Below are 24,952 nucleotides of genomic sequence, written 5' to 3'. Positions count from 1 at the left end.
CGTTACTTTTTAGCATCCGCCGGAACCACCACGATATTCCCCGAACCTACCGACAGCGCCTGAACTTCGCGGTCGTACATGGCTTCGCCGAAGGCGGGAGGAATGACGAAGCTACCGGTATTGGTCGACTTAATCTGATAGACAAACTCCTGCACCTCGGTGCTGGCGCTGCCATAGATAATCACCCGATCATCGCGCACGTCGCTGTAGTCCGGCTGCCAGGTTGAGCCGTCGGCGGCGATTGGCGAGCGCCAAACGTTGTCGGCCTGCGCCTCGCCGTCGCCATTCTCGGCTTCGTTTTCCGGCTCTGGCGCGGCTTGCTGCACCACTTCAAAGCCGCCCGGCAGCAAATCGACAATCGCCAGATTACTTTGGCCTTCTTTAGCATTGGCGCGGATTTTCAGATGAACATTAATCTTTTCGCCCAACGTCACCTGAGTCACCGGCTTGCCGTGCTCGTCGGTGTAGTCACGGGTGATTTCTAGCCCGCGAGAGATGGCTTTCTGCGGCGCGGCCACGTCGTAGCCCGACTGCGTCACCACGTACCAGGCCGGTGCGTCGTTCTGGTTGCTGAACTCAATCGAGCGCGCCGAGGCGTTAAAATCACCTTTGGCGAACAGCCCTTGCAAGGTTGAAATCACCTCCGGCTGCGCCTGTTTCTCTTTACTGATGGCGCTGATGCTCAGGCCATCGACGCTAGACTGCTGGGCGATTTGGCTTGAGTAACTGTCCAGCGCCAAAATGCTCATGGCGGAGGAGTAAGTGGTGTAACGCTCCTCTTTCAGCGCTTTCACCATATTCTCCAGCACCTGCGGCGGAATCGACGCGGCCTTTTCCGGGAAGTGGCGAGTGATCAGGTACAGGCGAGTGGCATCCTGCACCAGTGGGTCGAAGTAGTTCTGCGACCACCAGGCGCTGTTATACGCCTTGCCCAGCTCATTCCAGCTCGGCTGCAACAGCTTATTGGCTTCGTCATCCATTTTCAGCAGACGGTAAGAAGAGGCCAAATAGAGCGCGCTCAGGTCAGTTTGCCAGCTGGTGGCGTAACCTTTTTGCAGGCTGTCCTGTACCGATGCCAGCGAGTTGGTAGTGACTTCACCTTGCAGCGTCAGCAGGTAAACCGCAAAGGCGCGCAGGCGCAGATGGTACAAGTCTTCATAGCCGCTGGCGGCCTGCTGGCGCAGTGCGCTGTTGGCCTCTTCCAGCATGCCGGCAGGGATGGCGTAGCCGGACGATTTTGCCAGCAGCATATACTGCACGACATATGGCGTGATAAACGGATCGGCGACCGGCGAGGCCTGCCATAGACCAATCGCGCCGCTGTTGTTCTGCCGCGAACGCAGGGTGCGCAGCATGTTGTTCAACTGGCTGTTCACCTCGGCCTGACTCAGCTTGCCCTTGAGCTGCGGGTACTTGCTTTGCAGCACCAATGGGATCGAACGACTGACAATCTGCTCAGAGCAGTAATAAGGATAATCCGCCAGATACTGCGCCAGCCCGCTGGTCAGCACCAACGGCGAGTTCGACACTACCGCCTCGCGCTGGGCATAGGCATCGAACATGCTGCGCAGATTGTCGACACTCTGGGTTTTGCCACTCATGCGGCCCATCACCGACTGGGTGCGGAACGGCATCGCCGGACGCACGGAGGTGCTGATGGTGCGGCGGCTGCTCTTGTCGGCGTAATGAGCGTCGAAGACCAGTGGCGCATCCCCCAGCTCGGCCTTGGCGCGCAGGCGGAAGGTCAGATTGCCTTCGCGCTTGGCGGCCAGCGACAGCGACTGCTGGGCATCGCCCACCACCTCGAGCTGTGGCGGCGGGGTCAGCTTAACGGCGATATCCACCGGCTGGTCGCCCGCGCCTTCAAGGTTATTGCTCACCCCGACGCTGACGTCAAACTCATCGCCCGGTGCCACCATAGAAGGCACATTTGGCGTCATGATGAAGTTATCGCGCACCGTGGCGTTGGTCTGCGCCATCCCGATTTTGTCCGGTGTGACCGAAATCGCCATCACGCGGATTTTGCCGTTAAAGTAGTCCGGCACCGGGTAGTCAAAGCGCGCCTGACCATTGACCGGCACGATGCCAGACCAGTAGGCCACCGGCTTATCACGTTTGCGTTTGAACGGGTTGAGGTGCAGATCCAGCCCTTCACCGGCGTCGCCGCCCGGCGCGGAGGTCAGCGACATAATTTTGCTGAACTCCGGCAGGATCAGGTCGAGGATCTGCGCGCTGTCGACGCTCAGCTCGCGCTTGCGGAAGAAGAACTCCAGCGGGTCTTTCAGCTTGTAGCGCGCGACCTGCAAAATCCCTTCATCCACCGCGAACACCACCACGTTTTGCGGCGAGTCGGTGTTGACGGTGATCGGCAGTTTTTCTCCCGGTTTAATCACTTCAGGCGTGCTGAGTTGTAAACCGGCTTTGCGGGCGCTGGTGCTGATTTTGAATGGCATCACGCCGTAGCTCAGCGGGCTAATAAAGATTTCATCGGAATTCACATCGCGCACGAACTGCACGTTGATGTAGCCATTCCCTTCCATGCCTGCCGGAACGCGAATCTTCTGTACTGAACTGGTGGTGGAGCTTTTAAACCACTGCCAGCTATAGACTTTATCTTTTTCGATGGTGATTAGGCCACTGCCGGTGTAAGGCGCGTTGATGGCGATTTCAATCTCTTCGCCCGGCTGGTATTCGGCTTGATTAAGCTTCAGCTTCAGCTCGGCATTGCGGTCCAGCGAGCGGCTAAGGTTGGCATTGCCCGCCACGCTGTAAGAAACGCGGTTAAGCACCTGACCCTGCGCGGTTTTCACCACCAGCACGAAGTCGCCGGGCTGCTGGGTTGGCAGGCGGAAATCGCTGCCTTCGGCGGCAATCGCCAGCGGCTGCTCGGAGAGCTGCACTTCGCGCATTTTCGACTGATATTTATAGACGCCCGAATCCTGCTTGGTCAGCACTGACACGGTTTTTTGCTCAATCAGCGACAGGCTGAGGTCCGGCAGGGCAATCTTCGCCAGCGACGGATTAATCGCAATCAGATTGAGATGGCGCTCGGCGTCCTTGTTGATGTAACCCAAGTCGCCGTCGGCCTTCACGCCGACTAAATAATCATAAGGCGACACCAGCACGCGGGCGGTGGCGGCCACCGAGCGACCACTGCCGGCGGTGAAAGCTTCGGACAGCAGTTGCAGCTGATAGGTAGCATCAGCATAGGCTTTGAGATCCAGCGGGATCGCGGCCTTACCCTCGAGATCGGTGGTTTGCTCCTGCAACTCGGTGTCGAAACCGTCGTTGTTAGTGCGATTCTCGTAGAACAGGTAGTCCGGGTATTGGTCAAAGCTCGGATACATAGGGCGCAGAGTCAGTTTGGAGGTCACACGGCGGTTCTGCGCCGGGGTGCCAAACAGGTTTTGCACATCAATATTGGCTTGCAGCTCCGACGGCTTGACCCAGCCCTGTTTGCGGTCCGGCGTCAATTGCAGTTTGACCTTCAGCTGGTCCGGCTCGAACTCTTTGACATTGACCGCCACGTGGCCGAGTAGGGTGGTGGCGTCGTTATTTTTGCCAATCAGGTAGAGATAGACATTCCACTCGCCGGTTGGCGAACTTTCGCTGGTGGTGTAGCTCAGCTCGTTGAAGCCGCTGGCGGTGAGTTTGAGCGGCTGAGTGCTCATCAGCGTGTCGCGCGGGTCGCGGATTTCGGCACGAACCGGCACCCCCGCCAGATTATTGCCCCACTGGGCGGTGCGGGTGATCAGGCCAATGTTGAAGGTGTCGCCGGGGCGATACACGCCACGGTCAGAGAACAGATAGCTGCTCAGCGTGCGCGGGTCAGACGGCGTTTGCTCGCCGCTGACGTCAAAGCGCGACAGGTCTAAACCGCGATCGTTGTAGTCGCTGGTCGGCAGGAAGGAGACGTCTCCCTGCTTCTCGACCAGGAACATTACCGGCTGGCGCTCATTTTTGTAGACATCCAGCGCCGGGAAGCGAGCGTGGCCTTCTGCGTCAGTGGTTTGGGTGAGCAGTGCCACGCCGTTCTTACCAATGACCGACACCTTGGCGTCGCTGACCGGCAGGCCGGATTGCACTGACTGCACAAACACGTCGCGGGTTTTGTCCTGCGAGCGTTTGCTGATGATGCCCAAATCGGTGATCACCATGAAGCGGGAGTCGCCCACCTGCGCGTCGCTACTCTCGCCGTCTTCGCTGTACTCTTCTTCCGGCTGGCCTTCTTCTGGCTGCTCGGCCTTTTTCGCCGGATCCCACGGGGTGAGGGTCAGCAAGAACACGCCGCGACGGGCGTTCGGGTTGTCTGACAGATAGCGCGACAGGTCGATGCCTTGATAGCTCACTTCGCCCGGCTTCTGGTTGTCCACCGCGTGGGTGTATTCAAAGTGCTCGGTAAAGTATTCATCGCCCAGACGGTTGAACTCCGCCGAGGAGTATTGACTGCTTTTGAAGGAGACGATGTGCTGCAACTGGCTTGGAATAACCCGTTTGATATCCAGCTTGAGGCCCGGCACGTTGCGCGCCGCCACGCTGATTTGCTTCTCGCCGTTCATCGACAGCAGCGAGCCTTGCGACATAAAACTCAGCGAGGTCGGGTAGTCCGGCACCGCCACCACGCGATACTGCTTCTCCGGCATCTTGTAGCCGCCGAATGAGGTCAGCGCGTTATTGATTTCCACCAGCAAGTAGCGATGGGCCGGGGCGTCAAAAGTGAAGCTGAACTGCGGCTGATACTCCTGCTCGGCGTCGTTTAACGCCAGCTTGACCGGCGCAGATTGGTTGATGATGCCAGTATCGATGTCGGACATCGACCACGGGTAGATAGCATCCTGGTCATCATCGCCGTATTTCGGGTTCTTTTGCGGCAGCAGCCAGGCTTTGACCGCGGCACCGATCTCTTTGTCTTTAACGCCATCGCTGAGAGCGACCACCAGCGCGCGGCTGCCTTGGTTGTCGTCGGAGTTCACCACGGTGGCGGCCACGTCGGCCACGCTGAGGCTATACAGGCTCGGCACAGTAACCCAGTCATCCTTCTTGCCCGCCGTCGGCTGCGAGGCCACGCTGGCCTTCACGCCGCTATCAATGGCCACGTGCACCGATCCGCCGTGCTCTAAGGCTTTCAACGGTTCAGAGTGGACCCAGGCATTGAGCTTTTTCTCGTCATACACCAGTGAGAAGTTGAGCTTTTTCTCCGGCGTCCCTTTGCCTTCAATCAAACCCAATGAGATGCGTTTTTCGAAACTCGCCACGTCCACCGGCGCGTTGAACTGCACGCGGAAAATCGCGCTGCGCTTCTGGGCATCCTGCGGATCTTGGTAGTACTCGGCCTGACCTAGCTGATAGTCGAATGAGGGCGCGTTGGCGCTGTACTCGGTCTGTTTAATTTTGATTTGCGGCGCCAGCAGCTTGTCGGCGTCGAGCTTGATTTTATACGCCGAACCCATAGGCAGCGCGGCTTTCGGGGTGAAGACCAGCGTTGCGGCATTGCGCCATACCCATTGGCCTGCAACGGCTGGCGACAGGCTTACGCCTTGCTCGACGGCTTTCCCCACCAATGTGATAGGCGCAGCGGCATGGCTGAAATAGAGAATGATCTCCTGCGGCGGACGGTTCTGCGCGTTGTAGTTCACCCGCTCCGGCCCGGCGACGCGCACCGTGGTTTGTTGATAAACCATAGGGGCAGGTTCAATGGGTTGAGGGCGGTTGAGCCAGGCGTGATAGCCGTAAAAACCTCCGACAGCCAGCAACACCAGCAGCAAAACTCCGGCGGCGACTGATTTTGGATGGCTATCCACCCCCTTTTCCGTAGCGAGGAAACCTTTCTTCACGCCCGCCACCCATGCAGGGGAGCGCCACTGAATATTGCCAATCAGCGGGCGCAGCACCAGCCCCACCAGCCAAACAATTTTGGCCAATAGCCAGCAAACACCTTTAAGTAAAGTGAAGGGCAGACGGAGTAAAAACCGTAATAAATCCATTATTTGAACCTTTTTTCCACAAGCTAAGGATCGGTATCACTGCGCGCGGCGACAGGCCAAGGCGATTAAAAAACTCAGGCTATCGGGCTGGCAGGAGGGCACACCACATTTGTAAGGAATGGTAAGTAAAAGCAAGGGAAATAGCGAATAAAACTCTCTCGAAATGACAGGTCAATATCGAACATTTTTTCTCGTCTTTGACTTTGAAACCCTACCTACCTCTCGAATTAACACCATTTTCAATGGCATTTTTTGCACATTTTTCTTACCTAATCTATACGTTTCTTTAACTTAAATTTATCAATAAAAATCCTTCCAAATACCTTTGGTGAGTTGTTGTGCAAATAATTTGGCTAACCAAAGGTAAATTTTTAGTGCTTATAGCTAGCCTCACGGATGAGTTACCACCTTTTAATACACCTCTGGGAGCCCTTATGAATCGTAGACCGCCGTTGTCGAAAGTGGCGCTTGCTGTCCTTTCTGTTCTGTCTTTCCCGTCTGCTTTACTTTTTCCGCATCCCGCTACGGCCGTGGCGTTAGAGCCTTATACCCCCGTCGACAATGACCAACTGGCGGGGCGGGTGATCGCCAGCGGCACGACGCTCGATCTCACGGGAAACCAGCGTTTTCAGACCGGCGATGATGGCGCGGTTAGCACGACGCTTGGTGCTCTGTTAAATAAAAATCTAGTGGTTAACGGCAATACCTTTATTAATGCCGACCGGCTGGATATAGGGCCGCAAAATTTCGGCATCACCATTCCTGACCCTACCACCGGTGGCAATACCACTTTTCAGGTCTACAATCCGGCGAGTCTGGCGGCTTTACCTAAGATTGATAACAACACTGCCATTTCCGATATTGTGAATGTCGGCGACAACCAGTACATCAATGCTCGCGTTGCTGACGTCAATGATGGCGGCACCTTAAATGTGAATATCGGGCAGGCGGCTTCCTCTTCGACCGCCAGTTCGAACGGCTGGAGCATGGCGGCCAAGCAGAGCACGCTGTTTAACGTCGACGGCACCAACGGCGGTGATTCCACCCTGAATTGGAACTCCAACAACCGCATCACCTTTACCGGCTCGGCGGCGGACCCCACCGTGCCGCGCCAGTTTGCCGTCACTAACCTGATCACCTATAACGGCGCGTTCAACGTGTAGACGCTGGATGGCAAAAGTAACAGTTTTAACGTCACCTCGGCGGCAGGGCTTAAAACCTATAACGACTGGCTGATCACCCAGCTGGAGTCTGGCAATCTGGACAAAAGCGCCTACCTGACGGAATTCAACAAGGCCTTCGTGCGCAGCAGCGGTACCATCGGGTACAAGATTTCTGCCGATGACCCGAATGACGACGTCGCTCAGGCGATTGGCAATCGAATTGTCATTAACGCCAACGGGGCAGGCGCCAAAGTCAACGTGGCGGCGGGTAAATCGCTGGAAGTGATTGGGGCCAACGGCGGGGCGATCCGTGGCTCGAACGGCGCCGAAGTCACGGTTAACGGCAAGGTCAGCAGCTCGGGTTCAATAGGCTCTGAGGGCGCGGCGGTCTATCTCACCGACACCAGTAAAGGCACCAACAGCCAGACCGGGGTGATTAACGGCGGTTTTGTAAATCGCAACGACGGTACCGGCGTGACCTCAACCGGCTATGGCTCGAGCGCCGTTCAGGTGCAAAACAGCAGCACCTTCGACAACCAAGGCATTATCAACTTAGCCACCACTGGCGGCACCACCTCGGGCATCAATCTTGGCGGCGGTTCGATGGCTTCTAACAGCGGCAATATTAACGTCGGTGTCAACGGGTCGAGCGCCACCGGCAGCACTACCGGCGTGCTGGTGGGCGACGCCGCTTCATCCTTCATCAACAACGCGGACGGGGTGATCTACCTTGGACGCGGGCCGCAAAACAGTAAGTCAGACACACCGGCCGATACCGCGCTAAACCAGAGTGATTTGGCTGCGGGGGTGCAGGTTAACAGCGGCGGAAGCGCCACCAATAATGGCAATATCGTGCTGGGATCGAGAGTCCAGAACGGCGCGGGGATGTTCGCCAACGGCGGCGCAACCACCACCATGGTCAACAACGGCACTATCGACGTGAATGGCCGGGCGACCACGGTTCCGCGTGAAAATATTGGCATGTCGGTAGTGAACGCGGGCAGCGGCGGCAATATCAATAATGCCGGAACCATCAATCTGAACGGCGTTAACGGCACCGGGATAAAAGTGATTGCCACGGCGGGCAATGCGGCGTCGGCGAAATCCACTGGCACCATTAACGTGGCGGGCGGCGCGGACGCAGCCAGCTCCACCCGTAACTTCGGCGTTTGGGTTGAAGGGCAGGGAACTGGCACGGCCACCGCGCAGGTCGACGGCCCCATCAACCTGTCAGGCAATGGCGCGATTGGGGTCCATGCGCGCGGCAACGCCACGGTTGACGTCTCCTCCACCGCAGTGCCCACATTCAGCCAGGGCAGCAACCAAATCGCCTTCTTCGCCTATGGCCCGAATGCCAAAATTAACACCATCGGTAATAACGCTTTTGACGTCACCACTACCGGCTCGACGCTTTTCCGCCTCGAACAAGGGGCTGATTTTGATGGCACTGACCTGACCTTAACCACCTCGGGAGCGAACTCGGTTGGCGTGATGGGAACCGGCTCCGGCGGCACCAATATCGCCACGCAGAACGCCACCTTTAACGTCTCGGGCAATGGCGCAACCGGCGTGATTGTCGAGGGCGGCGCGGTGGGCGTGATTGACGCAGCGACCACCATTAACCTCACCGGCACTAACTCGGTGGGCGCCATTGCCGACGGCCAGAAGCACACGTTGACTGGCGCGAACAGCGGCTCGGCTTCGCCTAATACCAACCTGACCTCAGCGGCGGCGCTCAACTCGTCGCAAAACGGCCTGACGGGCTATATTGCCCGCAACCGCGCCTCGCTAACTAACTCCGGCGACATCAATTTCACCGGCGCGGGCGCGACCGGCATCCGCGTTGAAAGCGGCGCTACCGGCACCAACACCGGCAACATCGCCATTGGCGACGGCGGCACGGGTATCGTGGTTAACAGCGGCACCGGCACTCTGAATACCACCGCCAGCACCAGCGGCACCATTGACGTCAACGGCGGCAGCACCGCCAACCGTACTCGCGGTGCCAGCGCGAGCGGCAATCGCGCCACCGCCACTCTTAGCAATGGCTCCTTAATCAACCTCAACGGCGTCGGGGCGATTGGCGCGGAAGCTATTAACGGCGGCAAGGTCAACGTGTCCGGCAGCGCCACGCCAGCCTTCAACAATACCGACCAGATTGCTTACCGCGCCGTGGGCGCGGGCGCGGCGATCAACAGTGCGACTTCCACTCTGAATGCCAGCACAGACCGTTCAACGCTCTATCGCATTGAAGATGGCGCGGCGCTGGCCTTGGCGAGCGGCTCGACCCTGACAGCATCCGGGGCCGACAGTCAGTCACTGGTCGGTTCCGGGCTGAATACCCAAATCAACACCACCGGCTCACGCCTGATTGCCAGCGGCAACGGCGCGCGCGGGGTAGTGGTAGAGGGCGGCGCGACGGGTAATCTCGACGCGGGCAGCTCCCTCTCACTGACCGGCGTGAACAGCATTGGTGGCGTGGCCGATGGCCAGAAGCATGATTTAAGTGGTGCTAACAGCGGCGCACCGCAGGCGGGAACCACCCTAACCAGCGCCGCGACGCTGGTGGGCAACGCGGCGGGCGCGATAGGCTTCGCCGCACGCAATTTGGGGCAAATCGTCAATAACGGATTGCTGACGCTCAATGGCGCGGGCAGCACCGGCCTGTTGGCTGAGCAGGGCGGTGTTCTCACCAATAACGGCAATATTAACGTCTCGGGCAGCAATGGCACCGGTGTGCGAGTCGCGTCCGGCAGCAGCGTGACCAACAATGGCGCGATTCAGGTGGCGAACGGCACGGGTATCGATGCCAGCGGCAGTGGCACCTCAATCGCCGTCGCTGGGAAAATTAATGTTGATGACGGCGTGGCGGGCATTCGCATCGCCGATGGCACCCAGCTGGTGTTAAACGGCGGCAGCGACGCCGTTAACGTCGGCGGAACGGCGCACGGCGTGCTGCTGGATAGCGGCGCGGCGGGGTTGTCGACCAATAATATCAACTTGAATATCAACGGCACTGGCAACGGGGTTGAGAACCGCGCCGAGACCGGCAACGTCCTGCTGCAAAACAGCGTTATCAACGTGGCTAACGGCAGCGGCGTGCGCACCGCCACCTCTTTCGACCCGGCTTCTACATTGCGAGTGAATGTCACCGGCAGCGGCACGGGTTTTAACTTCACTCAGGCCGACCTTTCGACCACCTCCGGCAATTTGGTGCTGGGCAATAATTATCATTTTGAAGTCAGTGGCGCAGGCGGGACGGGGATCAATGCCAATACCACCGGCAACGTAGTCACCTCGGCGACAGTCAATGTGACGAATAGCGCGGGCGGCGCGGCGCTGGTGGCGGGTAAAGCGGGAACCGTGTTGAACACCGGTGTCTTGACCTCGGCCAGCCTGGTCGCGCCAGTGGTTGATCTCAGCAATGGCAGCACGGCGGTGTTTGAGAACCAAGGCACCATCACGCCATCCTCGGCCAGTGCAGTGGCGGTGCAGGGCGGCACGGGGAATGACAACGTTCTCCTGACCTCCGGCAGCGTGTTCGGCGACATCAACACCGGCGAGGGGGATGACACCATCACCTGGAACGGCGGCACTCTCGACGGCAGCCTGTCACTCGGCGCGGGTAATGCCAATCGCGCCTTCATCAACAATGTCGACCTCTCCACCACGCGCCACATCACCAGCGGCATCGGTGAGGATAACCAGCTTAACTTCTCGCAAATCGCGGCGCGCGGCGGCAGCTTCGCCAGCGATGACCCGTCGCGCGGGGTCAATCTGGGCAATGGCTGGAACGTGATTAACTTCAGCAATGGCACTGAATGGGAGCTGACTGGGGACCTGTCGCTGGCGCACAGCAACGTCAACATTGATAGCAGTTCCACCCTGTATGCTGGGAATGGCGTTAAGCCGACTATCTCGGGCGGCGAACTTAACTCGGCGATTGTCACTAACAGCGGCACCATCGACTTAACCAACGGGGCTGCCTCGCCGGGCAACCGCCTGTCGATTGATGGCGATTTAGTCTCTAACGGCGGGGTGGTGAAGATGATCACTGACCTCAACGAAGGCGGTGTGGTGAGCAACCAGTTCACCGACTCGCTGCGTATCGCAGGGAATGCCGACAGCGGCGTCACCACCCTGATTGTGACCCCGGCGGACATCAGCACCGGCAAGCTCACCGACCTCAACCACACCTCATCCATGGATGCCTACGAAGGTATCTCCGTGGCGCAGGTGGCGGGCAATGCCAACGCCAACAGCTTCGTGCTACAGGGCGGCTATCTGGCGCTCGGGCCGTGGAGCTACAAACTTTACAGCTTCGCCCCGGGCAGCAGCGATGCTAACCAACGGCAGGTCGCCGGAGGAACCGATAACACCTTCTGGGATTACCGCATCGGTAACGTTTATGTCTGTGAAGGGGATGACTGTAACAAGGCCGCGCAGCCGGTGGCGGTCACCCCGACCAACCCCAGCACGCCTGAACAGCCGTCAGTGCCGGTCGACCCTAATGCCCAGCCGTTGGTTAACCCAACGGACGATGGCTGCGTGGTTGACGGGGTCGACAACTGTGCGCCGGGACGTCAGGCCGTTACGCCGCAGGTGCCTTCTTATATCTCCGCGCCGGTGGCTCTGGCTTACTACAATGTGGCAATTATGGATAACTTGCATAAGCGCCTTGGCGAGTTGCGCCACGAGGAGAGCCGCCCTGACGGTAACGGCGGCGAGATGTTCCTGCGCTATATCGGCTCCAACATGACCTATAAATCCAATGTTGGCTTCAAGCAGTTTGGTTATGACTTCGACATGGATTACAGCGCGGTACAGCTGGGTGGCAACCTGCTGCGCCTCGACGGTGACAAAGACAGCCTGCGCGGCGGTCTGGCTTATACCCACGGTAATAACCGCCTGCGTCCAAAAGCCGCTGATGGCTTTAGCAGCACCACCTTCAACTCAGACAGCATCGCGCTCTACCTGTCATGGCAGCGTCAAAACGGCTTCTATATGGACGGTGCGCTGTCGCTGGATAGACATCGCGGCGAGACTGATATTCCACGTCAAAAAGAGGTAGGATCGCCAAAAGGTAAAAGCTGGAGCGCCTCGCTGGAGTCGGGCTATCCCTACCTGTTCGACAATGGCCTGAAACTCGAACCTCAGGCGCAATTGATGTACACCCGCATCAATATGGATAACTTTATCGACGAAGATCGCACCACGGTGGATTACCAAAATTACAGCCAGACCATTGGCCGTTTGGGGCTGCGCGCCGACCGCACTTGGGTCGATGACGCAGGGCGCCAGTACACGCCTTACGTGCGCGCGAACTACTATCGCGGCTGGGGCGGCGAGGCGAAAACCACCATTGGCGCGGAAGGTTTCGACGTCAGCCACACCTTCACCAGCGGCAAGTTCGGCCAAATTGGCGAGTTAGGCGTGGGCGGCACGGCGACCTTCAAAAAAGACGTGTCGCTCTATGCAGAAGTAGATTATCGCAAAGAGATAAACAGCAATGGTGCCAAGGGCTGGGGCTACACCGGCGGGGTGCGCTGGACGTTCTAACCATGACTTATTAAGTCCATAATATCGGTCACAATTCTGTCATGAATATCTGCTTTGACAGGCCAGCGATGCTAAGGTTAGGTGGTTGTTTATTCGCCACCTCACTTTAGGTCGCGGTATTTGTTTTTAAAATGTCAAAGAGGCTTATTTATGAAACTTTTACCCCTTCTCGCGGTATTACCCTTGCTGTGCGCGTCAGTTGCCTCAGCCAACTCTCTCATGTCAGTGGGCTATTTCAACGGCGGCGGTGACGTCACTGCCGGCCCGGGGGGCGACATCGATAAACTCGACGTTCGCCTGATAACCCATCTCAACTACTCATTTGGTTTGGTTTACAACAATGAGGCGGGCGAAACCAACGCCGCGCTGAAAGACCCTGCCAAGTTGCACCAGATTTGGCTGTCACCCAAAGTTGAAGCCGATCTGGCAAAAATCCCCGCTTTGCGTAAACAGAACCCGAACCTGAAAGTGCTGCTTTCCGTCGGCGGCTGGGGCGCGCGCGGTTTCTCTTCCGCTGCGGCTACCCCGGAAACGCGCAAAATCTTCATCGATTCCGCAGAACAGATCGTAAAAAAATATGGCCTTGATGGCATCGACCTCGACTGGGAATACCCGGTCAACGGCGCGTGGGGACTGGTGGACAGCACACCTGCCGACAAAGATAACTTCACCGCCATCTTGAAAGAGCTGCGTGAAAGATTTGGCAAACAAAAGCTGGTGACCATCGCCGTCGCCGCCAGCGCTGAAAGCCCGAAAAGCTGGATTGACGTCAAAGCTATAGCCCCGTCGCTGGATTACATCAACCTGATGACCTACGATATGGCCTACGGCACGCAATACTTCAACTCCAACCTGTATGACTCCAAAGAGTGGCCAACCGTCGCGGCGGCGGATAAATACATCGCAGATTTCGTAGTGAATAACTACCTCGCGGCGGGGCTGAAGGCCAGCCAGATGAACCTCGGCATAGGTTTCTACGGGCGGGTACCAAAACGCACCATGGAGCCGGGCATTGACTGGACCAAGCCAGACGCGCAGAAAAATCCGGTTACCCAGCCGTCGTTTAGCCCGACCGAGGTCGCCTTGTTTAAATCACTGGGCTATGACCTGACCAAAGATACCTATGTGAAGTACAACGACATCGTCAGCAAACTGCTCAACGACCCGCAAAAACGCTTCACCCAGCACTGGGATGACGAAGCGAAAGTGCCGTGGTTGTCGATTAAGTCCGCTAAGGGCGATCCGCTGTTTGCTATCTCTTACGAGAACCCGCGCTCGGTGGCTATCAAAGGGGAATACATCAAAAGCAAAGGGTTGGCCGGGGCCATGTTCTGGGAGTTTGGTGCCGATGATAACAACCAGTTAGCCAGAACGCTGGCCGATACGCTGGGCGTTAAACACTAAGATAGATACGCCTTAAGTCATCAACATAATCAGCCACTTACTGGGTAAGTGGCTTTTTTGTGGCTTACGCAAAGGTCAGAATAGTGAATCAAGATAGGTCATGAATTCGCTGAGTTTTACCGACATCCCGCCGACGTTAAACAGCAGCGCAATCCACAGCAGTAACAGTAAAAACACCAAAATCTCTAAAAACCGGTAAAACACGCGCTTCCCTCGCTAAGTGTCTAGATTATCAGCCCAAGTCTTCACCAATCGCCATCCGATGCCCGTCCGGCGTCGCAATAGTGAACTCACGCATGCCGTGTGGCGTGTCGGCAATAGGCTGAATAATGATCGCGCCCGCGGCGGTAAATTCATCATAAAGGGCAGTTGCATCATCAACATGCCAATACCCAAAGTAACTATGGTCGCCCAATGCCGAAGGCGCAATCGCGTCCGGGCAATCCCCTAGCATAATCCGCACTTCCCCCCGCACCGCCAGCTGCCAGCCACCTCCCTCCGGCCAGGCAAGGTTAAACCCCAACGCATCTCGAAAATAAGCCGAAGTTTTGGTGAGATTGGGTACGGCAAGGACGTAGGAGAAGGGGGTTAGGTTGGGCATGTTGGGACCTTAATTATTTTGGGGGAGGATTCGTTTTAAAATTTCTTAAATCAATATAGCACGATTTTTTTACTCTAATGAGACGGATTTTTTTACTCTTTTTCCATATTAATATATCCCTTGGAGTAAATTACTTTGCCATTTGATAAGCTTATTCTCATTGCTATTTTTTTATAGTTAAATCTATAGTTCTTAGCCGTTTCCCTTTCATTTTTCACCCATTCTCTTTCAGTACCTTTGAAAATAATAATTAGACTATCATATGGTGCTATTGCTACAGGTTTATCAGGAGTTATATTCGGAAGGTAGTTGGCTGTGCGGTAAAGCACCTTCAGATCTCGGCGAAGAAATTTATTAGGTTTTATTGTGCCAGAGCCATGATCGTGCATTGCACCCATGAATAGTCGTGAGAGCATTTTGCTTCGCTGTATGAATCCACCTGTTACTATTTGAACCCTCTCAACATAGATTTTTGAAAGTGAACGGTTACTTATAATTAAATGGATTTTAAATTTATCTTCATCTAAGGCTATTTCATTTTCAATGTCGCCCATATATCTTGTGCAATGCTTGGCTTGCACTTTTATTCTATAAGGTTTAAATCCAAGATAGAGTGCAATAAAGGCGGCTAAAAATGTCGCGAAAGCAGAAACCCAAGAGCCAATTGCCGAGAATAAAGCAATTTTATCCTGAACTGACATTGTATTTCTCCTGCAGCATTAAAATGCTTATTGGTAAGTAAAATCTGGAAATTTTGTGATAAGAGAGTGGAAATTACAACAGGAAAAAATGGTGTCCCCTACAGGAATCGAACCTGTAACTAGCCCTTAGGAGGGGCTTGTTATATCCGTTTAACTAAGGAGACACGGGCGGCTTGGGAAAGCGCCCGCGTAGTATACTCGTTTTTGCCACAATAATAAGGCGTTAGGCGGTCGTTTGGTTGTTTCGTCGCCAGTTATTGGGCTTTCTGTTGATTTTCCTGCTTGTTCTTGGCTCTCTTCTGCTGCTTGGCCTTGTTCTGGTTGCTCATGTCATTGCGGATTTGGGCATGGCTGATGAGCGCGAAGATAAAGGTGCCGCCGATGATATTCCCGGCGAGGGTCGGCAGGGCGAAGGGCCAGATGAACTGCTGCCAGGGGATTGCGCCGGTGAACACCAGATAGAGGATTTCTACCGAGCCGACCACAATGTGCGTTAGGTCGGCGATGGCCACCAGATAGGTCATCAGCATGATCACCCACACTTTTGCCGCACCCGCCGATGGCAGCATCCATACCATGGTGGCAATCAGCCAGCCGGAAATAATGCCGCTGACAAACATCGCCGTCGGGTCTTTCTTCATGATCTCCAGACTGATGCTGCGAAAGGCCGCGTCGGTGTCGGCGTCGAAAAACGGCACCAGGTGAAAGGCCAGCGCGGCGCAGGCGCAGCCAATCAGGTTGCCACCGAGCACCCAGCTCCACAGGCGCAGCAGCAGGGCGCTGTTTTTCAGCGTCAGCTTATGCATCACCGGCAGCACGGCGGTGACGGTATTTTCGGTGAACAGCTGCTGGCGAGCCATGATGACAATAATGAAGCCCGCGGTGTAACCGATATTCTCGATGAAAAAGCGTTCTGGCGACTCCGGCAGGCGGGCGTGCAAAATGCCTTTGGCCATCATGGAGGCGCTAATCGACAGCCCGGCGGCCACCGCCGACCAGAACAGCGCCAGTCCGTCTCGCTCCAGCTCTTTCTCCCCCTCTTGGCGAATCTGCTCGTGAACCGCCGCCGCGCGCGAGGGCAGGTTCTCTTCATCAACTTCAATCTCAGTGCCTTGCGCGTGCTCCTCGCTGTCGACATCGTTCTCTATATTCTGCTCTTTAGTGGCTTGATTCATGGTGTTTCCCCAGAAGTTTTGCGAGGCATCGCGGAAAAATAAAACCGTTTTAAGCATAGGACAGGGATGGTAGTTATGCTGCAAGACAGACGGGTAGTGGCAGGAACCACTGCAACCTCTGGCTGCGACGCATAGGATGCTTATGATATGATGTACCCTTGTGAATTTTACGGGATAATCCGATGTTTGAAGCCGTTAACCTGAGCTGCGTGCGCGACGAGCGCCCCCTGTTTAGCGACCTAAGTTTCACCATCGAGCCCGGTGATATGGTGCAAATTGAAGGTCAGAACGGCGCCGGGAAAACCAGCCTGCTGCGGATTTTGGCCGGGCTTTCTTCACCGGACTCAGGCGAAGTGCGCTGGAAGGGTGAGAATACTCGCCGCCAGCGTGACCTGTTCCATCAGGATTTACTGTTTCTCGGCCATCAGCCGGGGATAAAGTCAGTACTCACTGCGTATGAAAATCTGGCTTTTTATCAGTCGGTTGACGGCAAAGTTGATGGCGATGCTCTGTATCAGGCATTAGAAAATGTCGGCCTGCTGGGCTATGAAGATGTCACCGTGGCGCAGATGTCCGCCGGGCAACAGCGCCGCGTTGCATTGGCGAGACTATGGCTGACGCGCGCGCCGCTGTGGATCCTTGATGAACCTCTGACGGCTATCGACAAGCAGGGCGTGGCGACACTTATCGACCTGTTCGAAATGCACGCCGGGCGGGGCGGTATGGTAGTGCTTACTACCCACCAAGACTTACAGGGAATGAACCGCGACGTGCGTAAGCTCCGTTTAACTAGCGCAGAACTGCTATGACTCGATTAGGGAAGTTGGTCTAATGTTTATTAAAGTCCTGCGCCGCGAACTGAAAATCGCTTTTCGTAAAAGTGCGGAAATCATCAACCCGCTGTGGTTCTTTATAATTGTGATCACCCTGTTTCCACTGGGGCTGGGACCGGAACCACAACTGCTGGCGCGCATTGCGCCGGGCATCGTCTGGGTCGCGGCACTGCTCGCCTCGCTGCTGTCACTGGAGAGGTTGTTCCGTGATGACTTCCTCGACGGCACGCTGGAGCAGCTACTATTGTTACCATCCCCGCTAGCGCTAACGGTTCTAGGCAAAGTATGTGCTCACTGGGTGGTCACCGGGCTGCCGTTATTGATTTTATCTCCGGTGATTGCATTGCTGCTGTCGCTGGATTTCAACACGTGGAAAGCCGTCGCGCTGACCATTTTGCTAGGAACGCCGACCCTGAGTTTTATTGGTGCCATTGGCGTGGCGCTGACCGTGGGCCTGCGTAAAGGCGGGGTGCTGCTTAGTTTGCTGGTATTGCCGCTGTATATTCCGGTGCTGATTTTTGCCACTGGTGCCATCGACGCCGCCTCTATGGGCATGCCGCTCGGCGGATATCTGGCAATTCTTGGCGCGATGCTGGCGGGAAGTGCGACACTCGCGCCGTTCGCTACGGCGGCAGCTTTGCGAGTCAGCATTCACTGACCCGTCATACTTCGAGTTGCAGCCAACGCCGCTGCAGCTCGAAGTATGACGGGGCAATATTATTCCGATCAATTTGGCTAAATTTACCTGTAGTTACAAATTGGCAGAAAAAGCGCAACCTTTGACTAACATCACACTTCTCTATAGGGAACAATATAGGGAAGGGGTATTCAGTGCGAATAAATAAGTGCGGATAGAAACCGGTTCCATCTCTTACCGCGCAATAGACCAATAACGGTCCACGCGCCCCAGTGAAAGTCTTTTTAGAGTGAGCAACGATAACAATGTGGAAATGGTTACATCAACTCGCGCGACCCGAGCGTCTTTACTCGGTCTGCGGCAGGTTTATTCCGTGGCTCGGCATTCTGGGATTAGCCTGTTTGCTAATTGGCTGGGTCTGGGGCTTTGGCTACGCGCCGCCTGATTACCAGCAGGGTAACAGCTATCGCATCATGTACATTCACGTTCCTGCGGCTATCTGGTCGATGGGGATTTACAGTGCGATGGCGATTGCTGCCTTTATCGGGCTGGTGTGGCAGATGAAAATGTCGGACTTAGCTCTGGCCGCCATGGCACCCGTCGGGGCAGTCTTCACCTTTATTGCGCTGGTTACCGGCTCCGCCTGGGGTAAACCTATGTGGGGAACCTGGTGGGTGTGGGACGCACGTCTGACCTCCGAGTTGGTGCTGCTGTTCCTCTATCTGGGGGCTATTGCCTTATATCACTCCTTTGAAGATCGTCGCCTTGCCGGGCGCGCTGCGGGCATTTTGGTGCTGGTCGGTGTGGTCAATATCCCCATCATTCACTACTCGGTGGAGTGGTGGAACACCCTGCATCAAGGCTCGACCAACATGCAGCAAACCATCGACCCAAGCATGCGTTACCCGCTGCGCTGGGCCATCTTCGGCTATCTGTTCTTCTTTATTACGCTGACGCTAATGCGCCTGCGTAACCTTATTCTTATTCAGGAACGCCTGCGCCCGTGGGTGGCGGAACTCGTTAATAAGGAGCGCCGCTGATGAACGCCGCATTCTCAAGCTGGCAGGCATTCTTCGACATGGGCGGCTACGCCTTTTATGTCTGGCTCTCTGTCGCAGCCACGCTGATTTCTCTGATTGCCTTAGTGGCGCACACCATGGTGCAGCGTCGGCAAATTCTGGCTGACGTTCGCCGTCGTCAGGCGCGGGAAAAGCGCATTGTGCAATCCAAACGAAACCCTACTAATGAATCGCCAGCCGCGACGAAGCCGGCTGTACCTCGGTTGAAACCGGACGCGTCCGGGGAGAAGTTATTGTGAATCCACGTCGTAAAAAGCGCCTTTCGCTGGCGCTGGTGGTGCTGGTCGGCCTTGGCCTGAGCATCTCTCTGGTGATGTACGCCCTGAGATCCAACATTGACCTGTTCTATACGCCGACCGAGATTCTGCAAGGTAAAGGTGAAAACCACGAGATGCCGTTTGTCGGCCAGCGCCTGCGCATTGGCGGCATGGTGATGCCCGGCTCGGTGAAGCGCGATGCCAAGAGTTTGCAGGTCAGTTTTAAAATTTATGACGCCCGTGGCGCGATTAGCGTGACCTACAACGGCATCCTGCCGGACCTGTTCCGCGAAGGGCAGGGCGTCGTGGCGCAGGGTGTGATGGAAGCCGGTAACGTGGTCAATGCTCAGCAAGTGTTGGCGAAGCATGATGAGAAATACGTTCCGCCAGAAGTGGAAGATGCAATGAAAGATGATAACAAAGCCCCGGCTGCGGCCTACGCGGGTAACGATAAAGGAAGTGTTCGCTCATGATGCCGGAAATAGGAACGTTTTCCCTCTGTCTGGCTTTAGGTCTGGCGATACTCCTGAGTATTTACCCGCAATGGGGCGCGGCGCGGCAAGATAACCGCATGATGGCGATGGCGCGCCCGCTCTCTTACGGCATGTTCGCCGCCATTACGCTGGCCTTTATCATTCTGGTTCACGCCTTTGTGGTGAACGACTTTACCGTCGCCTATGTGGCGAATAACTCTAACACCCGCCTGCCGGTCTATTACCGCATGGCCGCCACCTGGGGCGCGCACGAAGGCTCGCTGCTGCTGTGGGTGCTGCTGCTGAGTTGCTGGACGCTGGCGGTGGCGCTGTTTAGCCGCCGCATGCCGCAAGACGCCGTGGCCCGCGTGCTGGCCGTCATGGGGATGATCACCGCCGGCTTCCTGGTGTTTATCCTGCTGACTTCTAACCCGTTTATTCGCACTTTGCCGGGCTTCCCGGTTGACGGCAGCGACCTTAACCCCGTGCTGCAAGATATTGGGCTGATTTTCCACCCGCCATTGCTGTATATGGGATATGTCGGCTTCTCCGTGGCCTTCGCGTTTGCCATTGCCTCGCTGATAGCGGGCCGACTGGATACCGCGTGGGCGCGCTGGTCGCGACCTTGGACGACGGCGGCATGGGTGTTCCTGACCATGGGCATCGTGCTGGGCTCGGCATGGGCTTATTACGAATTAGGCTGGGGCGGCTGGTGGTTCTGGGATCCGGTAGAAAACGCCTCGTTTATGCCTTGGCTGGCAGGCACGGCGCTGATCCACTCGCTGGCGGTGACTGAAAAACGCGGCACCTTCAAAGCCTGGACCGTGCTGCTGGCCATTACCTGTTTCTCACTCTGCCTGCTGGGGACCTTCCTGGTGCGCTCGGGCGTGCTGGTGTCGGTTCACTCCTTCGCCTCAGACCCAGCGCGCGGCATGTTTATTCTGGCCTATCTGGTGATCATCATCGGCGGCTCGCTGCTGCTGTATGCCATCAAAGGGAACTCGGTGCGTGCGCCAAGTCGCCACGAATTGCACTCGCGCGAAAGCTATCTGTTGGGCAACAACGTGCTGCTGGTGGCCGCCATGCTGGTGGTGCTGCTTGGCACGCTGCTGCCGCTGATCCACAAACAGCTCGGCATGGGCAGTATTTCCATCGGTGAACCTTTCTTTAATACCATGTTTACTTGGTTGATGGCCCCGCTGGCCCTGCTGTTGGGCATCGGCCCACTGGTGCGCTGGCGTCGCGACGAGCCAAGCAAGCTGTGGCGTCGCCTTGGCGTGGCGCTCGTGGTGACTTTACTGTTGTCGATTCTTCTGCCTTGGCTACTGCAGGACAAAATTGTCGGTATGACGGTGGTCGGCCTGCTGATGTCGGTATGGGTGATTGTCCTCACCTTGATGGAGCTGCACGAGCGCGCCACTCATCGTCACACCTTCTGGCGCGGCTTGACCCATCTTTCCCGTAGTCATTGGGGTATGGTGCTGGGGCATCTCGGCGTCGCCGTCACGGTGATTGGTATCGCCTTTAGCCAGAATTACAGCGTCGAGCGCGATGTGCGAATGAAGGCAGGCGACAGCGTGGATATCCACGATTATCACTTTGTTTTCCGCGACATGCGCGATATCCAAGGCTCCAACTATTCCGGCGGCGAAGCCAATATCGACGTCACCCGCAATGGCAAGCCTGTCACCACCTTGCATGCTGAAAAACGCTATTACAGCGTGGCGCACACCATGATGACCGAGGCGGCAATTCACGGGAATCTGGCGCGAGACCTCTATGCCGCGCTGGGTGAAGAGATGGACGACGGCTCTTGGGCCGTGCGCCTGTACTACAAACCTTTTGTGCGCTGGATCTGGCTCGGCGGCATCTTTATGGCCTTTGGCGGCGTGCTCTGTATTCTCGACCCGCGTTATCGCATGAGCAAAAAACTCAAGCGTCAGGGCAAAGCGGAGGCTGAAGAGGCATGAATCGCAAACTGCTATTTATTCCCCTGGTGCTGTTTTTGGCGCTGGCCGCGGCCTTTATGGTGCAGCTGACTCGTAACGCCAACGGCGATGACCCGACCCTGCTGGAGTCGGCGTTGATCGGCAAACCGGTGCCGGTATTTAAGCTGGAATCGCTGTCGCAGCCGGGCAAAACCTACGACCAGTCGGTGCTGCGCGACGGCAAGCCGATCCTGCTGAATGTCTGGGCGACCTGGTGCCCAACCTGCCGCGCCGAGCATGAATATCTCAATACGCTGGCGGTGAAAGGCATTCGCGTGGTGGGGCTGAACTATAAAGATGACCGGCAGAAAGCGGTTAACTGGCTGAATACGCTGGGTAATCCCTACGCGCTGAGCCTGTACGACGGCGACGGCATGCTGGGCCTTGATCTCGGCGTGTACGGCGCGCCGGAGACTTTCCTGATCGACGGTCAGGGCATCATCCGCTACCGCCATGCTGGTGATATGAATGCTAAAGTGTGGCAAAACGAAGTCCTGCCGCTGTACAAAAAATATGGCGGTGACGCATGAGAGCCGTCACTTCACTTTGCGCACTGATCCTCGGTCTGACTTTGAGCTGGGCGGCCTTTGCCGCCATTGATACTTACCAGTTCAAGTCGGAAGCGCAGGAGCAGCAGTATCGGCAAATCACCGAGCAACTTCGCTGCCCGAAGTGCCAGAACACCAGCATCGCGGCCTCGGATTCGATCATAGCGGCCGATATGCGTACCAAGGTTTATCAATTACTTAATGAAGGCCAAACGCGCGAGCAGATTGTGCAGTATATGGTGGCGCGATACGGTAACTTTGTGACCTACGAACCGCCAGTTACGCCTTCCACGCTTATTTTATGGCTGGGTCCTCTGCTGTTTGTACTGATCGGCGTGTCGGTGATTGTCATGCGCGCGCGTCGCCAGAATGGACAAACAGGGTCAGAAACATCGGTGAAACAGGGCGTGTCAGCGTCAGAGCTTTCAATAAAAGAACAACAGCGGCTGGCGCAGTTACTGACTGATGTCACGAAGACAGAGAGCGACGGGAAAGGATCATGAGTATTTTTTGGCTGACTATTGTAGTGATGCTTATTATCGCGCTGGCACTGTTTTTGGTGCCGGTGATGCGTCGCGACAGGGCAGAACACACGTCGCGCGATGCGCTGAACAAAGCTTTTTACCAACATCGTCTGAGCGAGCTTGAGCAAGACGAAGAGCAGGGCGTGGTTGACGAGCGCCCGCAGCATATTCGCGAATTGCAGGAAAACCTGCTGAGTGATATTCCCGAAGAACAGCAGCGCGCCGCGCAGCCAATTGGCCGCTGGACGCTGGTGCCGGGCGCACTGTTACTCGTGCTGGTCACGCTGGGATTTTACCTCTATTCCGGCGGTTTAACCCAGGTCAGCGCGTGGAATAATGTCATGCAGCGCATGCCAGATTTACGCCACCGCGTGGCCGATGACAATGCGCCAGCCTTAACCATGAATGACGTGCAGGATCTCGGCTTAGGGCTGCGTACCGAATTGCAGCGCGACCCGAACAATGCGCAAGACTGGATGATGCTCGGCCGCGTGGGTATGGCGCTGGATAATGCCAATACCGCGACGCAGGCTTTTGCCCATGCTTACCAGCTTTCGCCGAACAATATGGACATCAAGCTCGGATATGCGGAAGTGTTAACTCGCTCCGGCGATCCGCAAGATAACATTAGCGGCGGCAAACTGTTGCGCAGTATGCTGGAACAAAATCAGGGCAACCTACGCGTCCTGAGTTTGCTAGCCTACAATGAATTTGAGCAGGGGCATTATCCGCAGGCCATTGGTGCCTGGGAGCTAATGCTGAAGATTCTGCCGGCCGGGGATAAACGCGCTGAAATGGTTCGCGCCAGTATTGAGCAGGCGAAGGCCAAATCGGGGCAGAACTCCGCTAAATTGGCGGTTAACGTGACGCTGTCTGATAACGCCGCGAAGAGTATTCCGCAGCAAGGCACGGTATTTATTTCGGTCACCGATGGCAGTAGCCCGGTGCCGATTGCCGTGAAGAAACTGCCTCTGAGCCGCTTCCCGCTTGCCATGACAATGGATGATTCCAATGCCATGATGCCGGAAAGATTGCTTTCTTCGCTGCATCAGTTAAAAGTACGCGTTCGAATTTCACAAAACGGACTGGCGAAGCCAGCCGCAGGTGACTGGTACGGCGACAGTCCGCTGACTGATTTTTCCGGCAATGGACAGGTCAGCATTGAGATTAATCAGCAGGTTCCCTGACAGCGGAACTGAAGAAAAATAGGGAGATATCCATGAACTTACGCCTGACTGGGCTGGCGTTTGCGACCGCGCTGCTGGTGGGTTGTGCCGGTACATCATCGGACAGCGAACCGCAGGGACGTTCTGATCCGCTTGAAGGTTTCAACCGGACAATGTTCGACTTCAACTACAACATCATGGACCCTTATGTGCTTCGTCCTGTTGCTGTGGCGTGGAGAAACTATGTCCCGATGCCAGCGCGTAACGGGATGACCAACTTCTTCGATAACCTCGATGAGCCAGCCAGCATGGTGAACGCCTTCGCACAGGGTGATCCTTACCGTGCGATGATCCACTTTAACCGTTTCTTCCTTAACACCCTGCTGGGGATGGGCGGCCTGATTGACGTAGCGTCAATGGCTAACCCGAAACTGGCGAAAGAAGAGAAGCGCGGCTTCGGCACGACTTTGGCACACTATGGCGTAGGTTATGGCCCTTACGTGCAGCTTCCGGCTTACGGCAGCTTCACTCTGCGTGACGAAGGCGGCGACACCGTCGATTACCTCTACCCGATGCTCAGCTACCTGACCTTCTGGATGTCGGCCGGTAAGTTCGTGCTTGAAGGTGTTGAAACCCGCGCCGAATTGCTCGACTCCGATGCTATCTTGCGTAACTCGTCTGACCCTTACCTGATGGTGCGTGAAGCTTACTTCCAGCGTCACGACTTCCTGGCAAGCGGCGGCAAGTTAACGCCGCAGAACAACCCGAACGCCGCGGCGATTCAGGATGATCTGCAAAGCATCGACTCAGCTAACTGATTCAGATGCTGCCCATAAAAAAAGCGCCTTTCGGCGCTTTTT

Annotated in this window: 18 protein-coding genes and 1 tRNA gene; 13 read left to right on the top strand and 6 right to left on the bottom strand. The window is 56.2% G+C overall.

What is annotated here, in order from left to right:
• Positions 1-2: 2 nt before the first annotated feature.
• On the bottom strand, positions 3-5,984 hold the full coding sequence (locus ACT3RT_RS03475; RefSeq protein WP_496202501.1) for an alpha-2-macroglobulin family protein: 5,982 nt from the start codon (positions 5,982-5,984) through the stop codon (positions 3-5).
• A 434-nt stretch (positions 5,985-6,418) separates the two neighbouring features.
• On the opposite strand from ACT3RT_RS03475, the gene ACT3RT_RS03470 reads away from it, so the two are divergent.
• The 3 genes from ACT3RT_RS03470 to ACT3RT_RS03460 all read left to right on the top strand — a co-directional run bounded on the left by ACT3RT_RS03470 (position 6,419) and on the right by ACT3RT_RS03460 (position 14,110).
• Positions 6,419-7,147 (top strand): hypothetical protein, encoded by a 729-nt coding sequence (locus ACT3RT_RS03470; RefSeq protein ID WP_496202500.1) that lies wholly within the window; start codon positions 6,419-6,421, stop codon positions 7,145-7,147.
• Between the two features lie 138 nt (positions 7,148-7,285).
• Positions 7,286-12,706, top strand: coding sequence for an autotransporter outer membrane beta-barrel domain-containing protein (locus tag ACT3RT_RS03465; protein ID WP_496202499.1), 5,421 nt, complete (start codon positions 7,286-7,288; stop codon positions 12,704-12,706).
• Between the two features lie 150 nt (positions 12,707-12,856).
• The gene (locus tag ACT3RT_RS03460) at positions 12,857-14,110 is read left to right on the top strand and encodes a glycoside hydrolase family 18 protein (protein WP_496202498.1); all 1,254 of its coding nucleotides are present in this window, start codon (positions 12,857-12,859) and stop codon (positions 14,108-14,110) included.
• Positions 14,111-14,185: 75 nt separating this feature from the next.
• On the opposite strand, the gene ACT3RT_RS03455 is transcribed toward ACT3RT_RS03460, so the two are convergent.
• The 5 genes from ACT3RT_RS03455 to ACT3RT_RS03435 form a co-directional block, all read right to left on the bottom strand.
• Complete coding sequence (locus tag ACT3RT_RS03455) at positions 14,186-14,314, bottom strand: hypothetical protein (protein WP_396132376.1); 129 nt, start codon at positions 14,312-14,314, stop codon at positions 14,186-14,188.
• Between the two features lie 28 nt (positions 14,315-14,342).
• Entirely contained in the window at positions 14,343-14,711 is a 369-nt protein-coding gene (locus ACT3RT_RS03450) for a VOC family protein (protein WP_496202497.1), read from the bottom strand.
• Positions 14,712-14,803: 92 nt separating this feature from the next.
• Entirely contained in the window at positions 14,804-15,412 is a 609-nt protein-coding gene (locus tag ACT3RT_RS03445; protein WP_496202496.1) for a hypothetical protein, read from the bottom strand.
• An 89-nt stretch (positions 15,413-15,501) separates the two neighbouring features.
• A tRNA-Arg gene (locus ACT3RT_RS03440) sits at positions 15,502-15,576 on the bottom strand.
• 90 nt (positions 15,577-15,666) lie between these two features.
• Entirely contained in the window at positions 15,667-16,587 is a 921-nt protein-coding gene (locus ACT3RT_RS03435; protein ID WP_496202495.1) for a formate/nitrite transporter family protein, read from the bottom strand.
• 182 nt (positions 16,588-16,769) lie between these two features.
• Between ACT3RT_RS03435 and ccmA the strand changes: the two genes are divergently transcribed.
• The 10 genes from ccmA to mlaA all read left to right on the top strand — a co-directional run bounded on the left by ccmA (position 16,770) and on the right by mlaA (position 24,910).
• Positions 16,770-17,396 (top strand): cytochrome c biogenesis heme-transporting ATPase CcmA, encoded by a 627-nt coding sequence (gene ccmA / locus ACT3RT_RS03430; RefSeq protein ID WP_496202494.1) that lies wholly within the window; start codon positions 16,770-16,772, stop codon positions 17,394-17,396.
• A 22-nt stretch (positions 17,397-17,418) separates the two neighbouring features.
• Positions 17,419-18,078 carry a heme exporter protein CcmB gene (gene ccmB, locus ACT3RT_RS03425; protein WP_353502819.1) on the top strand — a complete coding sequence of 220 codons (660 nt, stop codon included), beginning with the start codon at positions 17,419-17,421 and terminating at the stop codon, positions 18,076-18,078.
• A 284-nt stretch (positions 18,079-18,362) separates the two neighbouring features.
• The gene (locus ACT3RT_RS03420) at positions 18,363-19,097 is read left to right on the top strand and encodes a heme ABC transporter permease (protein ID WP_353502818.1); all 735 of its coding nucleotides are present in this window, start codon (positions 18,363-18,365) and stop codon (positions 19,095-19,097) included.
• The gene (gene ccmD, locus ACT3RT_RS03415) at positions 19,097-19,375 is read left to right on the top strand and encodes a heme exporter protein CcmD (RefSeq protein WP_034791911.1); all 279 of its coding nucleotides are present in this window, start codon (positions 19,097-19,099) and stop codon (positions 19,373-19,375) included. The genes ACT3RT_RS03420 and ccmD overlap by 1 nt, the downstream gene beginning before the upstream one ends.
• On the top strand, positions 19,372-19,866 hold the full coding sequence (ccmE, locus tag ACT3RT_RS03410; protein WP_396132383.1) for a cytochrome c maturation protein CcmE: 495 nt from the start codon (positions 19,372-19,374) through the stop codon (positions 19,864-19,866). The genes ccmD and ccmE overlap by 4 nt, the downstream gene beginning before the upstream one ends.
• Positions 19,863-21,836, top strand: coding sequence for a heme lyase CcmF/NrfE family subunit (locus ACT3RT_RS03405; RefSeq protein ID WP_396132384.1), 1,974 nt, complete (start codon positions 19,863-19,865; stop codon positions 21,834-21,836). The genes ccmE and ACT3RT_RS03405 overlap by 4 nt, the downstream gene beginning before the upstream one ends.
• Positions 21,833-22,384 carry a DsbE family thiol:disulfide interchange protein gene (locus ACT3RT_RS03400; protein ID WP_034791904.1) on the top strand — a complete coding sequence of 184 codons (552 nt, stop codon included), beginning with the start codon at positions 21,833-21,835 and terminating at the stop codon, positions 22,382-22,384. Before ACT3RT_RS03405 ends, ACT3RT_RS03400 begins: the two co-directional genes overlap by 4 nt.
• On the top strand, positions 22,381-22,905 hold the full coding sequence (locus ACT3RT_RS03395; protein WP_496202493.1) for a cytochrome c-type biogenesis protein: 525 nt from the start codon (positions 22,381-22,383) through the stop codon (positions 22,903-22,905). The genes ACT3RT_RS03400 and ACT3RT_RS03395 overlap by 4 nt, the downstream gene beginning before the upstream one ends.
• A complete protein-coding gene (ccmI, locus tag ACT3RT_RS03390) occupies positions 22,902-24,113 on the top strand; it encodes a c-type cytochrome biogenesis protein CcmI (protein ID WP_353502814.1) in 1,212 nt (403 codons plus the stop codon). The genes ACT3RT_RS03395 and ccmI overlap by 4 nt, the downstream gene beginning before the upstream one ends.
• 32 nt (positions 24,114-24,145) lie before the next feature.
• A complete protein-coding gene (mlaA, locus tag ACT3RT_RS03385) occupies positions 24,146-24,910 on the top strand; it encodes a phospholipid-binding lipoprotein MlaA (RefSeq protein ID WP_353502813.1) in 765 nt (254 codons plus the stop codon).
• Positions 24,911-24,952 lie beyond the last annotated feature (42 nt).

This window comes from Ewingella sp. AOP9-I1-14 (assembly GCF_052375995.1).
Classification (GTDB): domain Bacteria; phylum Pseudomonadota; class Gammaproteobacteria; order Enterobacterales; family Enterobacteriaceae; genus Ewingella; species Ewingella allii.
Note: the sequence above shows the minus strand (reverse complement) of the source record. Positions and strands in the feature narration are given on the sequence as shown.